This window comes from Staphylococcus sp. KUGN1 (genome assembly GCF_045984185.1).
Taxonomy (GTDB): Bacteria; Bacillota; Bacilli; order Staphylococcales; family Staphylococcaceae; genus Staphylococcus; species Staphylococcus warneri_A.
Genome location: NZ_JBJQIL010000001.1, coordinates 919,905 through 939,973, shown reverse-complemented (window position 1 = coordinate 939,973; position 20,069 = coordinate 919,905). Strand labels below are relative to the sequence as shown.

20 protein-coding genes and 1 riboswitch are annotated in these 20,069 nt (G+C 32.6%); of the genes, 17 read left to right on the top strand and 3 right to left on the bottom strand.

Features of this window, described 5'->3' with window-relative positions:
- Window positions 1-33: 33 nt before the first annotated feature.
- A complete protein-coding gene (locus ACJQQZ_RS04585) occupies window positions 34-570 on the bottom strand; it encodes a DUF309 domain-containing protein (protein WP_049425189.1) in 537 nt (178 codons plus the stop codon).
- Window positions 571-662: 92 nt separating this feature from the next.
- On the opposite strand from ACJQQZ_RS04585, the gene ACJQQZ_RS04580 reads away from it, so the two are divergent.
- From ACJQQZ_RS04580 to ACJQQZ_RS04555, 6 genes are all read left to right on the top strand, one after another.
- Window positions 663-1,394: a segregation and condensation protein A gene (locus tag ACJQQZ_RS04580; RefSeq protein WP_182459445.1), complete on the top strand. Its 732-nt coding sequence runs from the start codon at window positions 663-665 to the stop codon at window positions 1,392-1,394.
- The gene (gene scpB / locus ACJQQZ_RS04575) at window positions 1,387-1,929 is read left to right on the top strand and encodes an SMC-Scp complex subunit ScpB (RefSeq protein ID WP_002451119.1); all 543 of its coding nucleotides are present in this window, start codon (window positions 1,387-1,389) and stop codon (window positions 1,927-1,929) included. Before ACJQQZ_RS04580 ends, scpB begins: the two co-directional genes overlap by 8 nt.
- On the top strand, window positions 1,922-2,662 hold the full coding sequence (locus tag ACJQQZ_RS04570) for a pseudouridine synthase (protein ID WP_002451120.1): 741 nt from the start codon (window positions 1,922-1,924) through the stop codon (window positions 2,660-2,662). Before scpB ends, ACJQQZ_RS04570 begins: the two co-directional genes overlap by 8 nt.
- A gap of 131 nt (window positions 2,663-2,793) precedes the next feature.
- Window positions 2,794-3,519 (top strand): response regulator transcription factor, encoded by a 726-nt coding sequence (locus tag ACJQQZ_RS04565; protein WP_002451121.1) that lies wholly within the window; start codon window positions 2,794-2,796, stop codon window positions 3,517-3,519.
- Entirely contained in the window at window positions 3,503-5,245 is a 1,743-nt protein-coding gene (locus tag ACJQQZ_RS04560) for an ATP-binding protein (protein WP_124228285.1), read from the top strand. Before ACJQQZ_RS04565 ends, ACJQQZ_RS04560 begins: the two co-directional genes overlap by 17 nt.
- 186 nt (window positions 5,246-5,431) lie before the next feature.
- A riboswitch (FMN riboswitch) is annotated at window positions 5,432-5,560 on the top strand.
- Between the two features lie 62 nt (window positions 5,561-5,622).
- A complete protein-coding gene (locus ACJQQZ_RS04555) occupies window positions 5,623-6,171 on the top strand; it encodes an ECF transporter S component (protein ID WP_075777843.1) in 549 nt (182 codons plus the stop codon).
- A 51-nt stretch (window positions 6,172-6,222) separates the two neighbouring features.
- Here the strand turns inward: ACJQQZ_RS04555 and ACJQQZ_RS04550 are convergent, their stop codons facing one another.
- Window positions 6,223-6,471, bottom strand: coding sequence for a ferredoxin (locus tag ACJQQZ_RS04550; protein ID WP_002433578.1), 249 nt, complete (start codon window positions 6,469-6,471; stop codon window positions 6,223-6,225).
- Window positions 6,472-6,582: 111 nt separating this feature from the next.
- On the opposite strand from ACJQQZ_RS04550, the gene ACJQQZ_RS04545 reads away from it, so the two are divergent.
- From ACJQQZ_RS04545 to ypdA, 4 genes are all read left to right on the top strand, one after another.
- Window positions 6,583-7,551 (top strand): YpbB family protein, encoded by a 969-nt coding sequence (locus ACJQQZ_RS04545; protein WP_075777844.1) that lies wholly within the window; start codon window positions 6,583-6,585, stop codon window positions 7,549-7,551.
- Window positions 7,532-8,911, top strand: a complete 1,380-nt coding sequence (locus ACJQQZ_RS04540; protein WP_049424548.1) for a RecQ family ATP-dependent DNA helicase — start codon at window positions 7,532-7,534, stop codon at window positions 8,909-8,911. The genes ACJQQZ_RS04545 and ACJQQZ_RS04540 overlap by 20 nt, the downstream gene beginning before the upstream one ends.
- A 151-nt stretch (window positions 8,912-9,062) precedes the next feature.
- Entirely contained in the window at window positions 9,063-10,919 is a 1,857-nt protein-coding gene (gene ebpS, locus ACJQQZ_RS04535) for an elastin-binding protein EbpS (protein ID WP_145505290.1), read from the top strand.
- Window positions 10,920-11,112: 193 nt separating this feature from the next.
- The gene (gene ypdA / locus ACJQQZ_RS04530; protein ID WP_002451128.1) at window positions 11,113-12,099 is read left to right on the top strand and encodes a bacillithiol disulfide reductase YpdA; all 987 of its coding nucleotides are present in this window, start codon (window positions 11,113-11,115) and stop codon (window positions 12,097-12,099) included.
- Window positions 12,100-12,156: 57 nt separating this feature from the next.
- Here ypdA and ACJQQZ_RS04525 read toward each other — a convergent pair whose 3' ends face one another.
- Window positions 12,157-13,131 (bottom strand): asparaginase, encoded by a 975-nt coding sequence (locus ACJQQZ_RS04525; protein ID WP_049424542.1) that lies wholly within the window; start codon window positions 13,129-13,131, stop codon window positions 12,157-12,159.
- 76 nt (window positions 13,132-13,207) lie between these two features.
- Between ACJQQZ_RS04525 and cmk the strand changes: the two genes are divergently transcribed.
- From cmk to ACJQQZ_RS04490, 7 genes are all read left to right on the top strand, one after another.
- Window positions 13,208-13,867 carry a (d)CMP kinase gene (cmk, locus tag ACJQQZ_RS04520; RefSeq protein ID WP_002451130.1) on the top strand — a complete coding sequence of 220 codons (660 nt, stop codon included), beginning with the start codon at window positions 13,208-13,210 and terminating at the stop codon, window positions 13,865-13,867.
- A 283-nt stretch (window positions 13,868-14,150) separates the two neighbouring features.
- Entirely contained in the window at window positions 14,151-15,329 is a 1,179-nt protein-coding gene (rpsA, locus tag ACJQQZ_RS04515; RefSeq protein ID WP_408023083.1) for a 30S ribosomal protein S1, read from the top strand.
- A 175-nt stretch (window positions 15,330-15,504) separates the two neighbouring features.
- Window positions 15,505-16,815, top strand: a complete 1,311-nt coding sequence (gene der, locus ACJQQZ_RS04510) for a ribosome biogenesis GTPase Der (RefSeq protein ID WP_049424537.1) — start codon at window positions 15,505-15,507, stop codon at window positions 16,813-16,815.
- A 21-nt stretch (window positions 16,816-16,836) separates the two neighbouring features.
- Complete coding sequence (locus ACJQQZ_RS04505) at window positions 16,837-17,835, top strand: NAD(P)H-dependent glycerol-3-phosphate dehydrogenase (RefSeq protein ID WP_408023082.1); 999 nt, start codon at window positions 16,837-16,839, stop codon at window positions 17,833-17,835.
- A gap of 170 nt (window positions 17,836-18,005) precedes the next feature.
- On the top strand, window positions 18,006-18,278 hold the full coding sequence (locus ACJQQZ_RS04500; RefSeq protein ID WP_001043863.1) for an HU family DNA-binding protein: 273 nt from the start codon (window positions 18,006-18,008) through the stop codon (window positions 18,276-18,278).
- A 508-nt stretch (window positions 18,279-18,786) separates the two neighbouring features.
- A complete protein-coding gene (locus ACJQQZ_RS04495; protein ID WP_002451134.1) occupies window positions 18,787-19,359 on the top strand; it encodes a hypothetical protein in 573 nt (190 codons plus the stop codon).
- Window position 19,360: 1 nt separating this feature from the next.
- Window positions 19,361-20,068 (top strand): demethylmenaquinone methyltransferase, encoded by a 708-nt coding sequence (locus ACJQQZ_RS04490; protein ID WP_002451135.1) that lies wholly within the window; start codon window positions 19,361-19,363, stop codon window positions 20,066-20,068.
- Window position 20,069: the final 1 nt, after the last annotated feature.

Below are 20,069 nucleotides of genomic sequence, written 5' to 3'. Positions count from 1 at the left end.
TAAAAACCAATGATACCTTTAATGCATATCGTATCATTGGTTTTTATTATTATCTAATTGAATTCTTTGATACCGTTTATCCTTTAATGCCATTTGGCGTGCTAAAACAACATCACTTCGGTCTCTTAATAAATGGTGATGAACAATATCATCATTTAAAATAGGTGATGAAACAAAATGATAATCTGAATAATGTAATTGAATTCGATTCAACATGTCAGCATTAATAGGCAATTGAATAGGTTCAAAGGGTTGTTGTTGTGCTACGCATGTCATTTGTTCGTCAAGTATCTCTAAATATCGTTGAATATTCAAATGTAATTGCGATTGATCTTGTTTATTAGCATTTTTAATCACTTGTTTTGCTTTGGAGAAAGATTTATAAGCTCCTTTAAAATTGCTACGACGAAAGTGATAGCAAGCTGTCGCACATAAAATCAAACTCACGATAGCATCTTGTTTACTAAAGTTGTCATTTTCCTTCCAAGCTTCTTCTAGTATGTCATGACATAAAAAATAGTGTTGCCTAGTATGAAAGTAGTAATAAAATTGAATTAATGCTTGTTCCATCTGAATTTCACCTTAATTTTAAAAGTTATATAAATTCATGCTATAATATTTTAGTGAAATATGCACATAAGTTGCAACATGAGGTAGATACTATGTATGAAGTAAAACTGGATGCATTTAACGGTCCACTCGATTTGTTATTACATTTAATTCAAAAATTTGAAATAGACATTTATGATATTCCTATGAAGTCATTAACAGAACAGTATATGCAATATGTTCACGCAATGAACCAATTAGAAATCAACGTAGCTAGTGAATACTTGGTTATGGCTTCAGAATTACTGATGATTAAAAGTAAATTATTGTTACCACAATCAGAGGAAGATGTCGATTTAGAAGAAGATCCACGTGAAGATTTAGTCGGTAGATTAATAGAATATCAAAACTACAAAGAGTACACTGAAATCTTAAATGAAATGAAAGTAGAACGTGATCACTATTACACTAAACATCCAACTGATTTATCACATATGGAAACAGATGAATCGTGGGATCCATCGAACACGATCGATTTAACCGAATTAATAGTTGCTTATCAACGTGTTAAAAACCGAGTAGAAATCAATAAACCTCATTCCGTAGAAATTAAGAAAGAAACATTTACCATACAACAAGCTACGGCACAAGTTACGGACAGATTAAAAACAAAAGCATCCTTTAATTTCTTTAGTCTGTTTACATTTACAGAACCTATAGAACAAGTGGTGACACACTTTCTAGCTATTTTAGAAATGTCCAAATCAGGGATTATTAATATTGAACAACATCAAAATTTTGATGACATTAATATATTAAGAGGAGTGAACTACGGCGTTGAATAAGCACGGCATATTAGAAGCATTGCTCTACACATCAGGAGACGAAGGTCTCGAAGTCAAACAATTAATCGAAATATTAGAAGTAAATGAAGATGAATTAGCAGAGTTAATTGACACTTATGAATCAAATGGTCTTATGATTCAACGATTCGGAACGACATGTGTTCTTACAACAAAAAAAGATGCCTCACAATACATCGAGGCATTAATCGAACAAAAATCTAAAATGAAATTATCACAGGCTGCAATGGAAACATTATCTATTATTGCGTATAATCAACCCTTAACTCGAAGTGATATCGAACTTATTAGAGGCATTAATTCTGATGGTGCAGTTAAAACCCTCATTGCAAGAGGCTTGGTAGAAGCTAAAGAAGTCCATCATTCACGTAGTCAACAATTAATCACGACAGACTTATTTTTAAATGTATTTGGTATAGAAAAATTAGAAGATTTACCAACCACTCAAGAAGATGAAGAAGAAATGGACGCATTCTTTAGTAACTTGGTAAATCAAAAGGGAGATACAAATGAGTAAAGAATTAGAAAGATTACAAAAAAGAATTGCAAGTAGTGGTTATACATCACGTCGTAAAGCAGAAACATTAATTACTGATGGCAAAGTAAAAGTTAACGGACATGTCGTCACTGAACTGGGTACAAAAGTTTCAAATTCAGATACTGTAGAAGTTGAAGGTATCAAATTAGAGCAAGAAGATAAAATTTATATTTTATTTAATAAACCTGCACAAGTAATTACAAGTGTATCGGATGATCGTGGCCGTAAAGTTGTGACTGATTACTTTAAAGATATCGAAACACGTATTTATCCTGTAGGTCGATTAGATTACGATACATCTGGATTATTATTATTAACGAATGATGGTGAATTCACTAATTTAATGACGCACCCTAGATACCATATTAAAAAGAAATATGTTGCTAAGCTTAAAGGATATTTAATGAGAGAAGAAGTTAAAGCTTTAGAAAAAGGAATCGAACTAGAAGATGGTTTCACGCAACCTGCTCAAGTAAAAGTGAAAAACCAAGACAAAGATAAAAATACGACGCTCGTTGAAATTACGATTAGTGAAGGTAGAAATAGACAAGTACGTCGTATGTTCGAACATTTTGGTCACCAAGTTAGTAAATTAACGCGTATCCAATTTGGTCCACTTGATTTAAAAGGCTTGAATGCAGGTGAAGGTCGTGTACTCACACCTCATGAAGTAAAAACGATTCGCCATTTAGCAGAAAATGGTAATGATTAAAATAAAACACTCATATTTTTAATCTTTGAGATTTTTTTCACAAAGATTTCTTTAACACTAACTTAATGACTATTTCATATGCTATAATAACTAATGAAATGAACAGCATGTGTAGGAGGTAATTTAGTATTATGACGAATGAAATACTTATCGTTGATGACGAAGACAGAATCAGAAGATTACTTAAACTATACCTAGAAAGAGAATCTTTTGAAACACATGAAGCAAGAGATGGTAAAGAAGCTTATCAACTTGCTATGGAAAATGACTATGCGTGCATTCTTTTAGACTTAATGTTGCCAGAAATGGACGGTATCGAAGTAGCCACTCAATTAAGAGAGCATAAAGATACACCTATTATTATGCTCACTGCAAAAGGCGAAGAGACGAATCGTGTCGAAGGGTTTGAATCAGGTGCCGATGACTATATCGTTAAACCATTCTCTCCAAGAGAAGTCGTTTTAAGAGTCAAAGCATTATTAAGAAGAACGCAAACAACAACACCTGAACAAAGTGAACCTCATGCAAGAGACGTAATTGAGTTCAATCACTTAGTGATAGATAATGATGCGCATAGAGTATTAGCTGATAATGAACAGGTTAATTTAACACCAAAAGAATATGAACTATTAATTTATTTAGCTAAAACTCCTAATAAAGTATTTGATCGTGAACAATTATTAAAAGAAGTTTGGCATTATGAATTTTATGGCGATTTACGTACGGTGGATACGCACGTAAAAAGATTAAGAGAGAAACTCAACAAAGTATCGAGTGATGCAGCTCACATGATACAAACTGTTTGGGGCGTCGGTTATAAATTTGAGGTTAATACAAACGATGAACCGGCTAAATAGTGTAGTAATAAAACTGTGGTTAACTATAATTTTTATAGTAACGACAGTTTTAATTTTATTAAGTGCTGCCTTAATTACCTTTATTCAATATTACTATACACAAGAAGCGGAAGATTCCATTAAAGAAGACGCCAAACGCATAAGTAAATTGGTAGAAAACTCTACAAATCAAAACTTAGCCATCAAAAATAGCCAAACATTGATTGATAATCCCGGTGGATTAATTATCATGAAAAATACATCTACCGCATATCAACAAACCATTTCAACAGATAAACAAGCTATGCTCAAAGAAATTAAAAATAATAAAGATTTTAACCGTGTTTTCAAACATGGTGAGTCAATGACACGTAATGTCATGATTAAAGAACAGGGGAATTCACATCCGTATATATTAGTGGGTTATCCAATGAAAGCCGAGCCAGGAAGTCATACAGAATATAGCGGCGTCTTTATTTTTAAAGATTTAAAATCTATTGAAGATACCAATAATGCGATAACAATTATTATCTTAATTACCGCAATTATATTTTTAGCAGTGAGTACCATCTTTGCATTTTTCTTATCATCTAGAATTACTAAACCTTTAAGAGAGTTAAGAAATCAAGCACAAAAGGTATCACAAGGTGATTATTCACATATCACGTCAGTATCAACAAAAGATGAAATTGGAGAATTATCACGTGCATTTAATAATATGAGCTTTGAAATTCAAGAACATGTAGAAGCACTATCCACATCCAAAAATATACGTGATAGCTTAATTAATTCGATGGTTGAAGGTGTTATTGGTATTAATGAACAAAAGGATATTATTTTATCAAATAAAATGGCAGACCAAGTATTCCATACATTAGATGACAATGCTGTTGAATTAATAGAAAAACAAATTGAACAAACTTTCAATACTAAAGAAACGCAATTCCAAGAAATTGAAGCAAACACAAGGTATTATGTGATTATCATGAGTTATATTGACCGTATTCAAAACGATGGCAGAAGCGGTATTGTTGCTATTATACGTGATATGACAAATGAACATAACCTTGATCAAATGAAAAAAGACTTCATCGCAAATGTATCTCATGAATTACGAACACCGATTGCCTTATTACAAGGCTATACAGAATCTATTGTAGATGGTGTTGTAACTGAACCAGATGAGATACATGAATCACTAGCAATTGTCTTAGATGAATCTAAACGTCTGAACCGCTTAGTTAATGAATTATTAAACGTAGCACGTATGGATGCTGAAGGATTATCTGTTGAGAAAGAGTCACAACCAATCGCTGATCTGCTCAACAAAATGCGAATAAAATATCGTCAACAAGCGACTGATTTAGAACTTAATATGCAGTTTGAAGTAAGCAATCAACAACTATGGGACTACGATATGGATAGAATGGATCAAGTATTAACCAATTTAATCGATAACGCATCAAGATATACACAACCTGGAGATACCATTTCGGTAAAAACTGATGAAGATGATAGATCTCATATTTTAAGCATCGCTGATACTGGTACTGGAATTGCTCCTGAACATTTACAACAAGTCTTCGATCGTTTCTATAAAGTAGATGCGTCAAGAAAAAGGGGTAAACAAGGTACTGGATTAGGCTTATTCATCTGTAAAATGATTATAGAAGAACATGGCGGTACGATTGAAGTAGAAAGTCAAGTGGGTAAAGGAACAACCTTTATTATTAAATTACCAAAATAAACATTTAAAACCTGTTAGAGTCAAATAATGTCTCTAACAGGTTTTTTATTTATTATGAAATCTATAGATTGTTAAACAATTTGATTATTTTTATGACAACTTATATCTATATAAATATATCGGAGCAAACTCATTGTACATAACAGAGTTATCATGTATGATATATTTAAATTAAAAATATAGTTAATTCATCTTCGGGGTCGGGTGTAATTCCCAACCGGCAGTAAATTAAGCCTGCGACGTAAAATGTCTCATTTTACCTGATTCAGTGAAACTCTGAAGCCGACAGTATAGTCTGGATGGGAGAAGATGGAGGTTTTTTTGTTGTGCAAATTTCCTCCTTTTCTAGCAAGATGAATGGAAGGAGAAAATAATATATGCAACACAATCAAAATAGACGTCTAATCTTTATAAGTATGCTAAGTGCAGTGGCTTTCGTACTTACCTTTATTAAATTCCCATTGCCATTTTTACCACCATACTTAACGTTGGACTTTAGTGATGTACCTACATTACTTGCCACATTTTTATTAGGACCAATTGCAGGGCTAATAGTAGCTTTTATTAAGAATTTACTCAATTTCTTTTTCAATATGGGTGATCCTGTAGGACCATTAGCGAACTTTTTAGCAATTGCCAGTTTCTTATTAACTGCATATTATATTTATAGAAACAAACGCAATAAAAAGTCATTATTAACCGGTCTTGTTTTAGGTACAGTTGTCATGACCGTCGTATTAAGTATTTTAAATTATTTTGTACTGTTACCACTCTACGGTATGATATTTAACTTAGGTGACATTGTTCATAATCTTAAAGTAATTATTGTTTCAGGTATCATACCTTTTAATATTATTAAAGGTATTATCATTTCAATCATCTTTTACTTTATATTCAATAGAATTAAAAATAACATTCACATATAAATAACTAGCGCCCTTACACATGATGTGCAAGGGCGCTTTTAATATAATATATTATTCAAATTTAAGTGCGTCACCATCAAATGGTTCGTCTTCAATTTTGATTGAATCTGTTGGACAACCTTCTAGTGCATCTTCCATATCTTCATATAACTCTTCTGGCACCTCTGCAGTACCTTGGTTATCATCAAGGATTACGAAAGCAATACCTTCGTCGTCATAATCATAGATATCTGGAGCTGCTGCACCACATGCACCGCATGCTATACAAGTATCCATATCAACGATTGTATATTTAGCCAATTTCATTCGCCTCCTTTGAAAAAAATGCTACACTAGTAATAACAATACTACTATTGTAGACATCGATAGTATCATTTTCAATATATTCGTTTTATAGAGTGAGGGTTTATCTTGTATCAAATTATCAATCATGCGTATCAACACGCATTCAACTACAAAACAAATAAAAGTATTTATAATATTTTAACAGGAAAAAAATCCCATCAAACTTTTTTTGACGCAAGTAGTCAACAACTTTTGTCATTATATCATAGTTTACCGAGATTAAAATATCCGTCTTTTGAGCGATATTTAAATGAATTGAATGATGAGGAACCAAAAGTAAATATCAAAACGCATCCAAGATGTACATATGATAGTCTTATTAATACATTCAACTGTATCCAATTGCTCATTCAAACGGTATCACAAAGCATACACAACGATTTTAGATTCGTTCCTATAACGCAACAAACATATATTCAACAACGTGTTAAACATATTTATCAACACATTAAAGTTAATGATTTAGAATCAAAATTCATCACAGAAATAGAACAATTATTTGAAGACATCGCTAGCAAACATGAACATGTGTATTTACACTATTATTTACAAGGCTATGATGAGGCGATGTATACTAGACAACAAGTCAGTTTAATAGAATCGAAGTCTCAACAAGAATTATTTGAAATAGAAATGAACCAATTGGTCGATGTCATGTTTGAAATTGAAGATATACAAAAGCACCCTATATTAAATCAAACGATTATACGACCAACATTGCTCAATAAAACGAAATTAACCTTACATCAATTAGAACAAGGACACTCGATACACGACATCTCAACAATTCAAAATGTTAAATTAAATACGATTGAAGATCATCTTTTAGAGTTATTTATCAAAGGTTATATCAATGATTATGATACATATTTAGACATCAAAAGCATTCAACCCTTTATCGATTATTATAAAGGTCATATTGGAATAAAATTACGTGAGTATAAGCAGCAATTTGATACATTAACTTATTTTCAAATTAAATTGATGATTGTTGGTATTGAAAGGGGAGACTTAGTTGCTTCAACAGAAACTTAAAGATTGGTTTGGATTTGATTCCTTCAAACCTGGCCAAGAGGACATCATTTCCAGTGTATTAGACCAAAAGCATACGCTAGGTATTTTACCAACGGGTAGTGGCAAAAGCCTTTGTTATCAATTACCTACTTATATATTAGAAAAGCCAACACTTGTTATTTCACCATTAATTTCTCTCATGGACGATCAGGTCATGCAAATGAAATTAAATGGTGAACACGCAGTTTGTTGTATTCATTCAGGTATGGACAATACGGAAAAACGACAAAACCTAAGTAACATTCGTCAGAGTAAATTTATCTATTTAAGTCCGGAATTTATATTACAACCTCAAAACTTTAAACTTATTGCCAATATAGATTTTGGTTTAATAGTTCTTGATGAAGCACATTGTTTGTCTGAATGGGGCTATGATTTCAGACCACATTATGCTTTAATTGGAAAAATAACTACATCCTTTAAATCAGCTACAATTCTAGCATTAACAGCTACGGCACCACCACATTTAGAAAGCGATTTAAATGAAATGCTTAATGTTACTTTCAATACCATTAAAACAAGTATGAATCGTATAAATATTTCATTGAAACATCTTAACTTTGGCTCTGACGAAGAAAAAATAGATTGGTTGTTACCACAACTTAATGAAACTGGGCCCACTATTATATATGTATCTTCAAAAAAATTATGTTTAACATTAGCGCAACTTATTTATGACTCAGGTTTTTTAACAGGGATATATCATGGTGATTTGAGTTATCAAGAAAGACAGACAGTACAACAACAATTTTTAAACAATGATATTCCAATCATAGTTGCAACAAGTGCATTTGGTATGGGCATAAATAAAAAAGACATACGCACAGTGATTCATTTTCATTTGTCATCAAGTCCTTCTAATTATCTACAAGAGATTGGTAGAGCGGGGAGAGACGGAGAAGCTAGCCAAGCTATTAGTTTATTCCAACCCGACGACGCTTATATTTTAGAAACCATATTATTTGCCGATAGAATTACATCTGAAGATATTCATTCATTTGAATTAGGACAATTTATTCCTCCTGAAAAAGAATCCATTTTAACAATACTTTATAATCAATATACAATTAATCAAATGCAACGTATATTTGATCAATCATTTCGACGCAAAAAGTTAGGTTATAGTCGTATGTTAGGCTACACACAACTTGACCAATGTCGCCGTAAATATTTGTTGGAATTTTTCAATGAACATCCTAAACTGCCAGATGTCTGTTGTGACAATGATACTGAATTACCAAGTATGAAAGTCATTAATCGTAAGAAAGTTAAACGTAAGCTATCATATAGTGAAAAACTTCAAAATTTATTTGAACTATAGATTTTATTTTGCTTAACTCTTTATTCAAGCTATAATTAACTTATGAACAAAAATCTTAATACCTAAAAATTCTTGATTACTATACATAATCATTTAATTTATGGGTATAGTTTATGTATCATTATAAAATTAAACAGAGAGGATGATGATTGTGTCTAATAATAACTTCAAAGATGATTTTGAAAAAAATCGTCAAGCGATAGACCCAGAAGATCATAATGAGCAGACATCTTCACATGAAGAACAAGAAGATAATGCAGTAGACAGAACTGAAGACAAAGCAAATCAACAATTCCCACCAAGAAATGCACAGAGAAGAAAACGTCGACGAGATATAGCGACAAATAATAACCGTCAGGCAGATTCGCGTACAAAAGCTAGCCAAGATGGTTCATTAGATGATAGACATGATGATACATCATTACATAATGGAGATAACAAAAATTATGATGCATCCAATCACAATGATGTAAATAAAGATCACAAACAAGATCATCGTCCTGAAGATTATTCGACTCGTGAGTCTGAACAAGATTTTAAACAAGATGAACCATTAAATCGTAGTCGTAAAAGTGACGATTTGCAACATGATGATCGTCATGACAAGAAAGACGGACACGGTAAAGATGCTGCTCTAGCAGGTGGCGCTGCTGTAGGTGGAGCTGCAGTCGGTAAAAAAATGACAAGTGATCATAAGCAGGATGACAATCATCGTCAAGAGAATCGTGTAAGTGACCATCAAAAAGATCGCGACCGTCATGATGACTATACTAAAGATGAACATCGTCAAGATTCATCTAAAGATCGCCAAGACGAACTTAAAAAAGGGCATCATGATGAAGAACACCACGATTCAGGAAAAGGTAAAAAAGCTGCTGCAACTGGTGCAGGTGTTGCTGGTGCTGCAGGTGCTGCTGGTTTAGCAAAACATCATCATGATAAGAAAGACGATCATACTGACGACAATGAATTGAAGAATGACCGTAATCAAAATCATCGTGATGATAAACATAACGACAAAGATGTGAAAGATAAACATCAATCAGATGATGAGAAATCTGGTAAAGGTAAAAAAGCTGCCGCAGCTGGTGCAGGCGTTGCTGGTGCTGCAGGCGCCGCTGGTTTAGCGAAAAATCATCATGATAAAAAAGAGAGCCATCATAACGATAAAGATATCAAAGATGACCACAAACATGATGACCATGACAAGCATGATAATAAAGATAAGCATAAGTCTAATAAAGGTAAGAAAGCTGCTGCAGTAGGTGCAGGCGCTGCAGGTGTTGCTGGTGCTGCGGGTGCTAAACACCATCATGATAAAAAAGAAGCTAACCAACATGATGATAATAATAATCATCGAGACAATCATGATGGTAAGAAAAAAGGCGGCTTTATGAAAATCATCTTACCAATTATAGCTGCAGTATTAATTTTAGGTGCAATCGCTATTTTCGCAGGTATGGCCTTAAATAATCATAGTAATAGTGGTAATGATGATAACAAAATAGCTAATGAAGATAGTAAAGATGGCAAGAAAAACAACGATACTAGCAAAGATAAAAACAGTTCAAAAGATAAAGACAGCTCAAAAGATAAAGACAGTTCAAAAGATAAAGATAAATCAAAAGACTCTGATAAAGATAAAGCAACAACTAGTGATGAATCTGATTCATCTGACGCATCAAATTCAGATAAAAATAGTGCTAGTGATAATACTAATGGTGCTAACTCACAAGCATCTAATAGCCAAAGTCAAAATGGCTCAAATAGCCAAAATGGTCAAGGTCAAAACTCACAACAAAATGGCCAACAAGGCAGTAATAGCCAAAACAGCAATAGTAACCAACAAGGTAAGCAAACACATACCGTAAACGGTAAAGAAAACCTATACAGAATTGCCATTCAATATTACGGCAGTGGTTCACCTGCTAATGTTGAAAAAATCAGAAAAGCTAATGGATTAAATGGTAATAATATCCATAATGGACAAACATTAGTGATTCCATAGGTAATATTCGACAATCAAATTAACTGTAAGTAATGTTAACGCATTACTTACAGTTTTTTTATTAGATTTTATTCAAATCAAAGCAAATCCCCAAAAAAAGTCATAAATAATTTAAACTTTTCTAAAACAAGGACTTCGCGAAAATAGGATATAACTGATATAATAATTTGGTGATTAAAGGAGGCCGTTTTACATGCAAAAAATAGAAAGTATCATCATTGGTGGAGGACCTTGTGGCTTAAGTGCAGCCATCGAACAAAAGAAAAAAGGTATTGAAACATTAGTGATTGAAAAAGGTAATGTTGTGGAATCTATCTATAATTATCCTACACATCAAACTTTCTTCTCATCTAGCGATAAATTATCAATTGGAGATATTCCATTTATCGTGGAAGAAAGTAAACCACGTCGAAATCAAGCTCTTGTATATTATCGAGAAGTCGTTAAACATCATCAATTAAATATCCATGCATTTGAAGAAGTTTTAACTGTCAAAAAGATGAATAATCGTTTTACAATCACAACAACTAAAGATGTATATGAATGTAAGTTTTTAACAGTTGCGACAGGTTATTACGGACAGCATAATACATTAGAAGTTGAAGGTGCTGAATTGTCAAAAGTATTCCATTACTTCAAAGAAGCACATCCATACTTTGACCAAAATGTTGTCGTGATAGGTGGTAAAAACTCAGCTGTAGATGCCGCTTTAGAATTAGAAAAAGCTGGAGCAAATGTGACAGTGATCTATCGTGGAGATCACTATCCAAAAGCCATTAAACCATGGATTCTACCAAATTTTGAATCATTAGTTAATCACGAAAAAATCACGATGGAATTTAATGCCAATGTAACGCAAATCACTGAAGAAAACGTTACATATGAAAAAGATGGAAAGACGATTACAATTCCAAATGATTATGTTTTTGCTATGATTGGTTATCATCCTAATTATGAATTTTTAGAATCAATCGGTATTGAAATTAATACAAATGAATATGGTACTGCACCAGTTTATAATCGTGAAACATACGAAACCAATGTAGAAAATTGTTACATCGCTGGTGTTATTGCTGCAGGTAATGATGCGAATACCATCTTTATTGAAAATGGTAAATATCATGGTGGTTTAATTACTCAAAGCATTCTTACTAAAAAGCAAACACCACTTGAATCATAATAATTATGGCGTAGAAGGTAAATTGTTGATACCTTCTACGCCTATTTAATTTATAGTTTATTCTTCAAAATATTGTTTGATTTGTTCACGATTTAATTCATTACTTAAACTTACAAGTAATTTTAATCTTGCTTTAGGACCATTTAATCCATTTGAAAAGATTAATCCTTTTTCAGCAAGTTGATATCCGCCACCTTCATATGCATAAACAGGACTGACAATACCGTTAAATGACCGAGATACGATGACAATCGGAATTTGTTTATCAACACAAGCATATAAACCTTCTAAACAAGTAGGTGGTAAATTACCTTGTCCCATAGCTTCTATAATTAAACCATCAATATCGCTCTCGGCATAGAAATGCAACAAGTCACTCTGCATATCCATATATGATTTTACTAATGGTACATTTAACTTTGGATTAATCATTTTATAACTAGTATGATGTAATGGATGATGGTGATATTGCACATTATCTTTAGTTAATACACCTAATGGACCATGATTCGGACTTTGAAAGGTATTTGTATTAGAGGTATGTGTTTTGGTTACATTTCGCGCTGTATGAATTTCGTCATTAAAGACAACCATGACACCCATATGATATGAATTATTAGATGAAGCCACTCTTATAGCTGAAATAAAATTGTATAATCCATCTGAACCAATTTCATTTGATGAACGCATAGCACCAGTAATCACTACTGGTTCGTCTATATCTAATAACAAATCTAACAAATAAGCTGTTTCTTCTAGGGTATCTGTACCATGTGTAATTACAAAACCATCATAAACACTTTCATTATTAAGATTTGCATTAATGATAATATCCCTTAGTTCTTTAACATGTTGAATGGACATATGAGGAGAAGGGACATTCATAGGATGTATTTCATCTACTTGTGCATATTGTTTGATGATATCCTGATGTTGAGAAATTGGATTTTCTTTATTAGTAATAACTCGATTTGAACTATCCTGTGACATACTAATAGTGCCACCGGTATGTATAACAAGTAGACGTTTCATAGTTTTCCTCCTATTAATAAAATACATATTTATGATAAAATATTATTCATCAAACAACAAGGTAGGTATTTCGATAATGAGTTTAATTAATATTGCTTTAGATGGCCCTGCAGCTGCAGGTAAAAGTACAATTGCTAAACAGGTTGCTAGCCAACTATCAATGATTTATGTAGATACTGGTGCGATGTATAGAGCAATCACATATAAATATTTACGTACTAATCAAACTGAAGACTTCGAAGCATTAATCAAAGATACAACATTAGAATTAACTTATGACGAAACTAAGGGACAACGTGTAATACTAGATAACGAAGATGTCACTGATTACTTAAGAGAAAATGATGTTACGAATAATGTTTCATATGTTGCCTCTAAAGAACCTGTAAGATCATTTGCAGTAAAAAAACAAAAAGATTTAGCAGCTCAAAAAGGTATTGTTATGGATGGTAGAGATATTGGTACCGTTGTACTCCCAAATGCTGAACTTAAAGTTTATATGATTGCGTCTGTTGAAGAACGTGCAGAACGACGTCAAAAAGAAAATGAACTTCGCGGTATTGAATCTAATTTAGAACAACTTAAAGTGGAGATTGAGCAACGTGATCAATATGACATGAACAGAGAAATTTCACCTCTAAGAAAAGCAGACGACGCTATCACATTGGATACGACAGGCAAATCAATTGAAACAGTTACGAATGAAATCTTAGACATGGTTAACCAAATTAAATAATCAATTAAGAAGCTATATAAACGACTTAAGCATAAACGTTTATATAGCTTTTATTGTGATTTATAATGAACTTGAGTTATTTCAAACTGAAATAATAATCATATATACTATAAATATGCATCTTTACCTCTTAATGTTGAATAAAAATTGAAACCTAAAGCACTTTAAAGCTCAACTTTTATAAATAACAATCTTTTTCTTAAAGTGTAAAAGGGGAATTTCTTGACAATTCTGTCAGTTTGTAAGATGTTATAATTATGTAGTGTATAAGGAGGCAGACAAGATGACTGAAGAATTCAATGAATCAATGATTAATGATATTAAAGAAGGTGACAAAGTCACTGGAGAGGTGCAACAAGTTGAAGATAAACAAGTTGTTGTGCATATTAATGGTGGAAAATACAATGGTATAATCCCTATTAGCCAATTATCCACACATCATATTGAAAAACCTAATGAAGTAGTTAAAGAAGGCGACGAAATCGAAGCCTACGTAACGAAAATAGAATTTGATGAAGAAAATGATTCAGGCGCTTATATTTTATCAAAAAGACAACTTGAAACTGAACAATCTTATGATTATTTACAAGAAAAACTTGATAACAATGAAGTGATTGAGGCAAAAGTAACAGAAGTTGTTAAAGGTGGATTAGTAGTAGACGTTGGACAACGTGGTTTCGTTCCAGCATCTCTCATTTCTACAGACTTTATCGAAGACTTCTCTGATTTCGAAGGTCAAACTATTAAAATTAAAGTAGAAGAGTTAGACCCTGAAAATAATCGTGTTATTTTAAGCCGTAAAGCAGTTGAACAAGCTGAAAACGAAGTTAAAAAAGCTTCACTATTAGATTCACTTAACGCTGGCGATGTGATTGAAGGTAAAGTAGCACGTTTAACAAACTTTGGTGCATTTGTTGATATTGGTGGTGTAGACGGTTTAGTTCACGTTTCTGAATTATCACATCAACACGTACAAACTCCTGAAGAAGTCGTTTCTGTTGGAGATAAAGTCAATGTTAAAGTTAAATCAGTAGAAAAAGATACTGAACGTATTTCATTATCAATCAAAGATACGTTACCAACACCATTCGCTCAAATTAAAGGTCAATTCCATGAAAATGATGTTATCGAAGGTACAGTTGTAAGATTAGCAAACTTCGGTGCATTTGTTGAAATTGCTCCTGGCGTTCAAGGATTAGTTCACATCTCTGAAATTGACCACAAACACATCGGTACACCTGGTGAGGTACTAGAGCCTGGTCAACAAGTAAGTGTTAAAATCTTAGGTATTGATGAAGAAAACGAACGTGTTTCTTTATCAATTAAAGCAACATTACCTAATGAAGATGTTGTTGAAAGTGATGCTTCTACAACACAATCTTACTTAAACAATGACGCTGATGAAGATAATCCTACTTTAGGTGATGTCTTCGGTGATAAATTTAAAGATCTTAAATTTTAATAATTAATTATGCTAAGAATGAACACTCCAATTAGAGGTTAAACTTTAATTGGAGTGTTTTTTTACGAATAACTCATTCAACTCCATATATTACATTGTTTATTATAATCGTATTTTGAATCGGTGCTTGCATGTGATAAAATTATAGAGATTAAGAAAGAGAGGAAGTTAACAAATGACTAAACCTATAGTAGCAATTGTAGGAAAGCCTAACGTAGGTAAATCTACAATTTTTAATAGAGTAGTCGGCGAACGTGTATCCATCGTGGAAGACACACCTGGTGTAACCAGAGACCGAATCTATTCATCAGGTGAATGGTTAACGCATGAATTCAATATTATTGACACAGGTGGTATTGAAATCGGAGATGCACCATTCCAAACACAAATAAGAGCACAAGCTGAAATTGCGATTGAAGAAGCAGACGTCATTGTATTTATGGTCAATGTTAGAGAAGGATTGACGCAAAGTGATGAAATGGTTGCTCAAATGCTTTATAAAAGTAAAAAACCTGTAGTCCTTGCAGTAAACAAAGTTGATAACGTTGAAATGCGAAATGATATTTATGATTTTTATTCATTAGGCTTTGGAGAACCTTATCCTATTTCTGGATCACATGGTCTAGGTTTAGGTGATTTATTAGATGCTGTTGTCGAAAACTTCGGCGAAGAGGAAGAAGATCCATATGATGATGACACAATTCGATTATCTATAATAGGACGACCAAACGTTGGTAAATCTAGTTTGGTTAATGCTATTTTAGGAGAAGAACGTGTAATCGTATCAAATGTAGCAGGCACTACTAGAGATGCAGTAGATACAGAATATTCATTTGATGGTCAAGATTACGTATTAATCGATACAGCTGGTATGCGTAAAAAAGGTAAAGTCTATGAATCAACTGAAAAATATTCAGTACTTAGAGCATTAAAAGCGATTGAACGTTCAAATGTCGTTTTAGTTGTTATCGATGCAGAACAAGGTATTATCGAGCAAGACAAACGTGTTGCAGGATATGCACACGAAGAAGGTAAAGCGATTGTTATCGTAGTAAATAAATGGGATACCGTTGAAAAAGATAGCAAAACAATGAAGAAATTCACTGAAGATGTTAGAAAAGAATTTCAATTCTTAGATTACGCACAAATTGCTTTTGTTTCTGCTAAAGAACAATTAAGACTTAAAACATTATTCCCATATATTAAAGAAGCAAGTGAAAATCACAAAAAACGTGTTCAAAGTTCAACTTTAAATGAAGTCATTACTGATGCTATTTCTATGAATCCAACTCCTACAGATAAAGGTAGAAGATTAAATGTCTTTTATTCAACACAAGTGGCTATCGAACCACCTACATTCGTAGTATTTGTAAATGATGTTGAATTAATGCATTTCTCTTATAAACGTTACTTAGAAAATCAAATCAGACATGCATTTGGATTTGAAGGTACACCTGTTCATATCATTCCAAGAAAAAGAAACTAATAAACGGAGGGGAATATTAATATGACTAAAATATCAGTTTTTGGTATGGGAAGTTTTGGTACTGCTTTAGCAAATGTATTAGCACAAAACGGACATGACGTATTAATGTGGGGTAAAAATAGTGAAAACGTTGAAGAATTAAATACACATCATATGAATAAAAACTATTTAAAAGAAGCAAAGCTTGAGCCATCTATCAAAGCTACAACTGATTTAAGTGAAGGAGTTGCCTTTGCTGATATCTATTTAATGGCTTTACCTACAAAAGCAATGAGAGAAGTAGCAACACAAATTGATGATTTATTAACTTCTAAAAAGACATTTATACATGTAGCAAAAGGTATTGAAAATGGTACTTTTAAGCGCGTTTCTGAGATGTTAGAAGATTCTATTTCTCCAGAACACAATGCAGGTATTGGTGTATTATCAGGTCCAAGCCATGCAGAAGAAGTGGTCATCAAACAACCTACAACTGTTGCTGCCTCTTCAAAAGATGAAAAAGTAAGTCAATTAATACAAGATTTATTTATGAATGACTATTTACGCGTATATACTAACAATGATCTTGTAGGCGTTGAACTCGGTGGCGCTTTAAAAAATATCATTGCCGTAGCCAGTGGTATAGTAGCAGGAATGGGCTTTGGTGATAATGCAAAAGCAGCACTTATGACAAGAGGCTTAGCCGAAATTAGTCGCTTAGGTGAAAAATTAGGTGCAGATCCAATGACATTCCTTGGCTTAGGTGGCATTGGCGATTTAATCGTCACATGTACATCAACACATTCACGTAACTTTACTTTAGGATATAAATTAGGCCAAGGTAAAACGACTGATGAAGCACTTGAAGAAATGAAAATGGTAGTTGAAGGTATTTACACAACAAAATCAGTATATTATTTAGCACAAGAAGTTAACGTAGAAATGCCAATAACAACTGAGTTATATAAGGTGTTATTTGAAGATGTACCCGTTAAAGAAAGTATTAAAGAATTAATGGGTCGTGACAAAAAATCTGAATAATTAGTGTAATATAACACTTATTTTATGAGATTTTCAAAAAAATTAATTCTATTCGCTTTATTTCAACATTTTTAATATATAAATCGTTGCGATGACAGTAATCAGTGTGTTAAAGTCATACCATAATGATATAAAGATATCATTATCAAACCTCAGGAGGTGAATTCATAATGAATAAAACTGATTTAATCAATGCAGTAGCAGAGCAAGCTGATTTAACTAAAAAAGAAGCTGGTTCAGCAGTTGACGCTGTATTCGAATCTATCCAAAACTCACTTGCTAAAGGTGAAAAGGTACAATTAATCGGTTTCGGTAATTTTGAAGTACGTGAGCGTGCTGCTCGTAAAGGCCGTAACCCTCAAACAGGTAAAGAAATTGATATTCCTGCAAGTAAAGTCCCAGCATTCAAAGCTGGTAAAGCATTAAAAGATGCAGTAAAATAATTTTACTTAAAAAAGCCCTTCTGGGGCTTTTTTGTTTTTATAATGAATTTCGAATATATAAGCCAGTTAATTAAAACTATTAAATTTTTGGATGGAAGATAGATAGCACAATACATACGATTAAATTTTATACATATAATGGCATCTTAATGCTATAACTATCATTAATATTACAAAGCCTTTGCTTTTGCATAAGAGTACCTAACTTCTTTCTTTGTAAGAAGAAGGCCTTTTTACGGTTTTCAAAAGCCTTCGCTTTTGCATAAGAGTACCTAACTTCTTTCTTTGTAAGAAGAAGGCCTTTTTACGGTTTTCAAAAGCCTTCGCTTTTGCATAAGAGTACCTAACTTCTTTCTTTGTAAGAAGAAGGTTCTTTGCGGTTTACAAAAGCCTTTGCTTTTTCATTAGAGTACCTAACTTCTTTCTTTGTAAGAAGAAGGTACTCTAACATTTAATTTTTTGATATATAATGTTAATATAAATAGTGATAATATCGTGAGGTGTGAACATGGAAACTACTGTCAGTAAATTAAATATAGATATCAATCAAAGACTTAAGGGTATTGTTGATTATGAATCGATCCAAATCAACGAGAAGTTGGGGGATTTATTAGATTCATATGATTTACCAGAAAAAGCTAAGTTAGCTTGCCTCACAATCGACACTTCAATGAAACATTTAGATGATATATCTAACAGTGGGTTATCAAAACATTCAATTTTAGTTGGTGATCTACTTAGTGCACATTTCTATACTATTCTAGCTGAAATCAATGATCCAACATATCAGCTTGCAATGAGTAAAGCTATTGTTGAAGTAAGTGAGTTGAAATCATCACTTCATCAACATGTTTTAACTGATGATGAAGCTAGTAACGCCATATTTAAAGTTGAAACTTTATTCCCATATATTACGCTGTCACATTTTTGCGATGAAGAAAATGCTAATCGTATATATGAATTTTTATATGATGATGTACATGATTACTATCCATCATATTTAAAAAACTATAATAAAGAACGTATTAACCAAATAATGAAAGACATCAAACAAACGCTAGAAAAAAGAAGAGGTAATTAAGATGGCTGAAAATAATGCTAAAAAAGAACAAGTTCATACAGTTTTCCAAAACATATCAAAAAAATACGATAGATTGAATAATATCATTAGCTTCGAACAACACAAAGTTTGGAGAAAGCGTGTTATGAAAGAAATGGCAGTAAAGAAAGGTAGTACAGCTTTAGATGTATGTTGTGGTACTGCCGATTGGACAATCGCATTAAGTAAAGCAGTAGGACCTCAAGGAGAGGTGACTGGATTAGATTTTAGTGAAAACATGTTAGAAGTTGGGAAAGAAAAGACCGCTCATATGGACAACATTCATTTAGTCCATGGTGATGCAATGAATTTACCTTTTGATGATGCATCATTTGATTATGTGACAATAGGGTTCGGTTTGAGAAATGTACCTGACTACTTAGGTGCACTCAAAGAGATGGAACGTGTGCTAAAACCAGGTGGCATGATTGTCTGTTTAGAGACTAGCCAACCAACTTTACCAGTATTCAAACAAGTTTATCGTTTATATTTCAAATTTGTAATGCCTATATTTGGTAAGTTATTCGCAAAATCTAAAGAAGAATACGAATGGTTACAACAATCAACCTTTGACTTCCCAGGTAAAGAAAAATTAAAACGACTATTTGAACAAGCAGGATTTAGTAATATTAAAGTACGTAGCTTCACAGGTGGCGTTGCTGCAATGCACCTTGGCTATAAACAAAAATGAT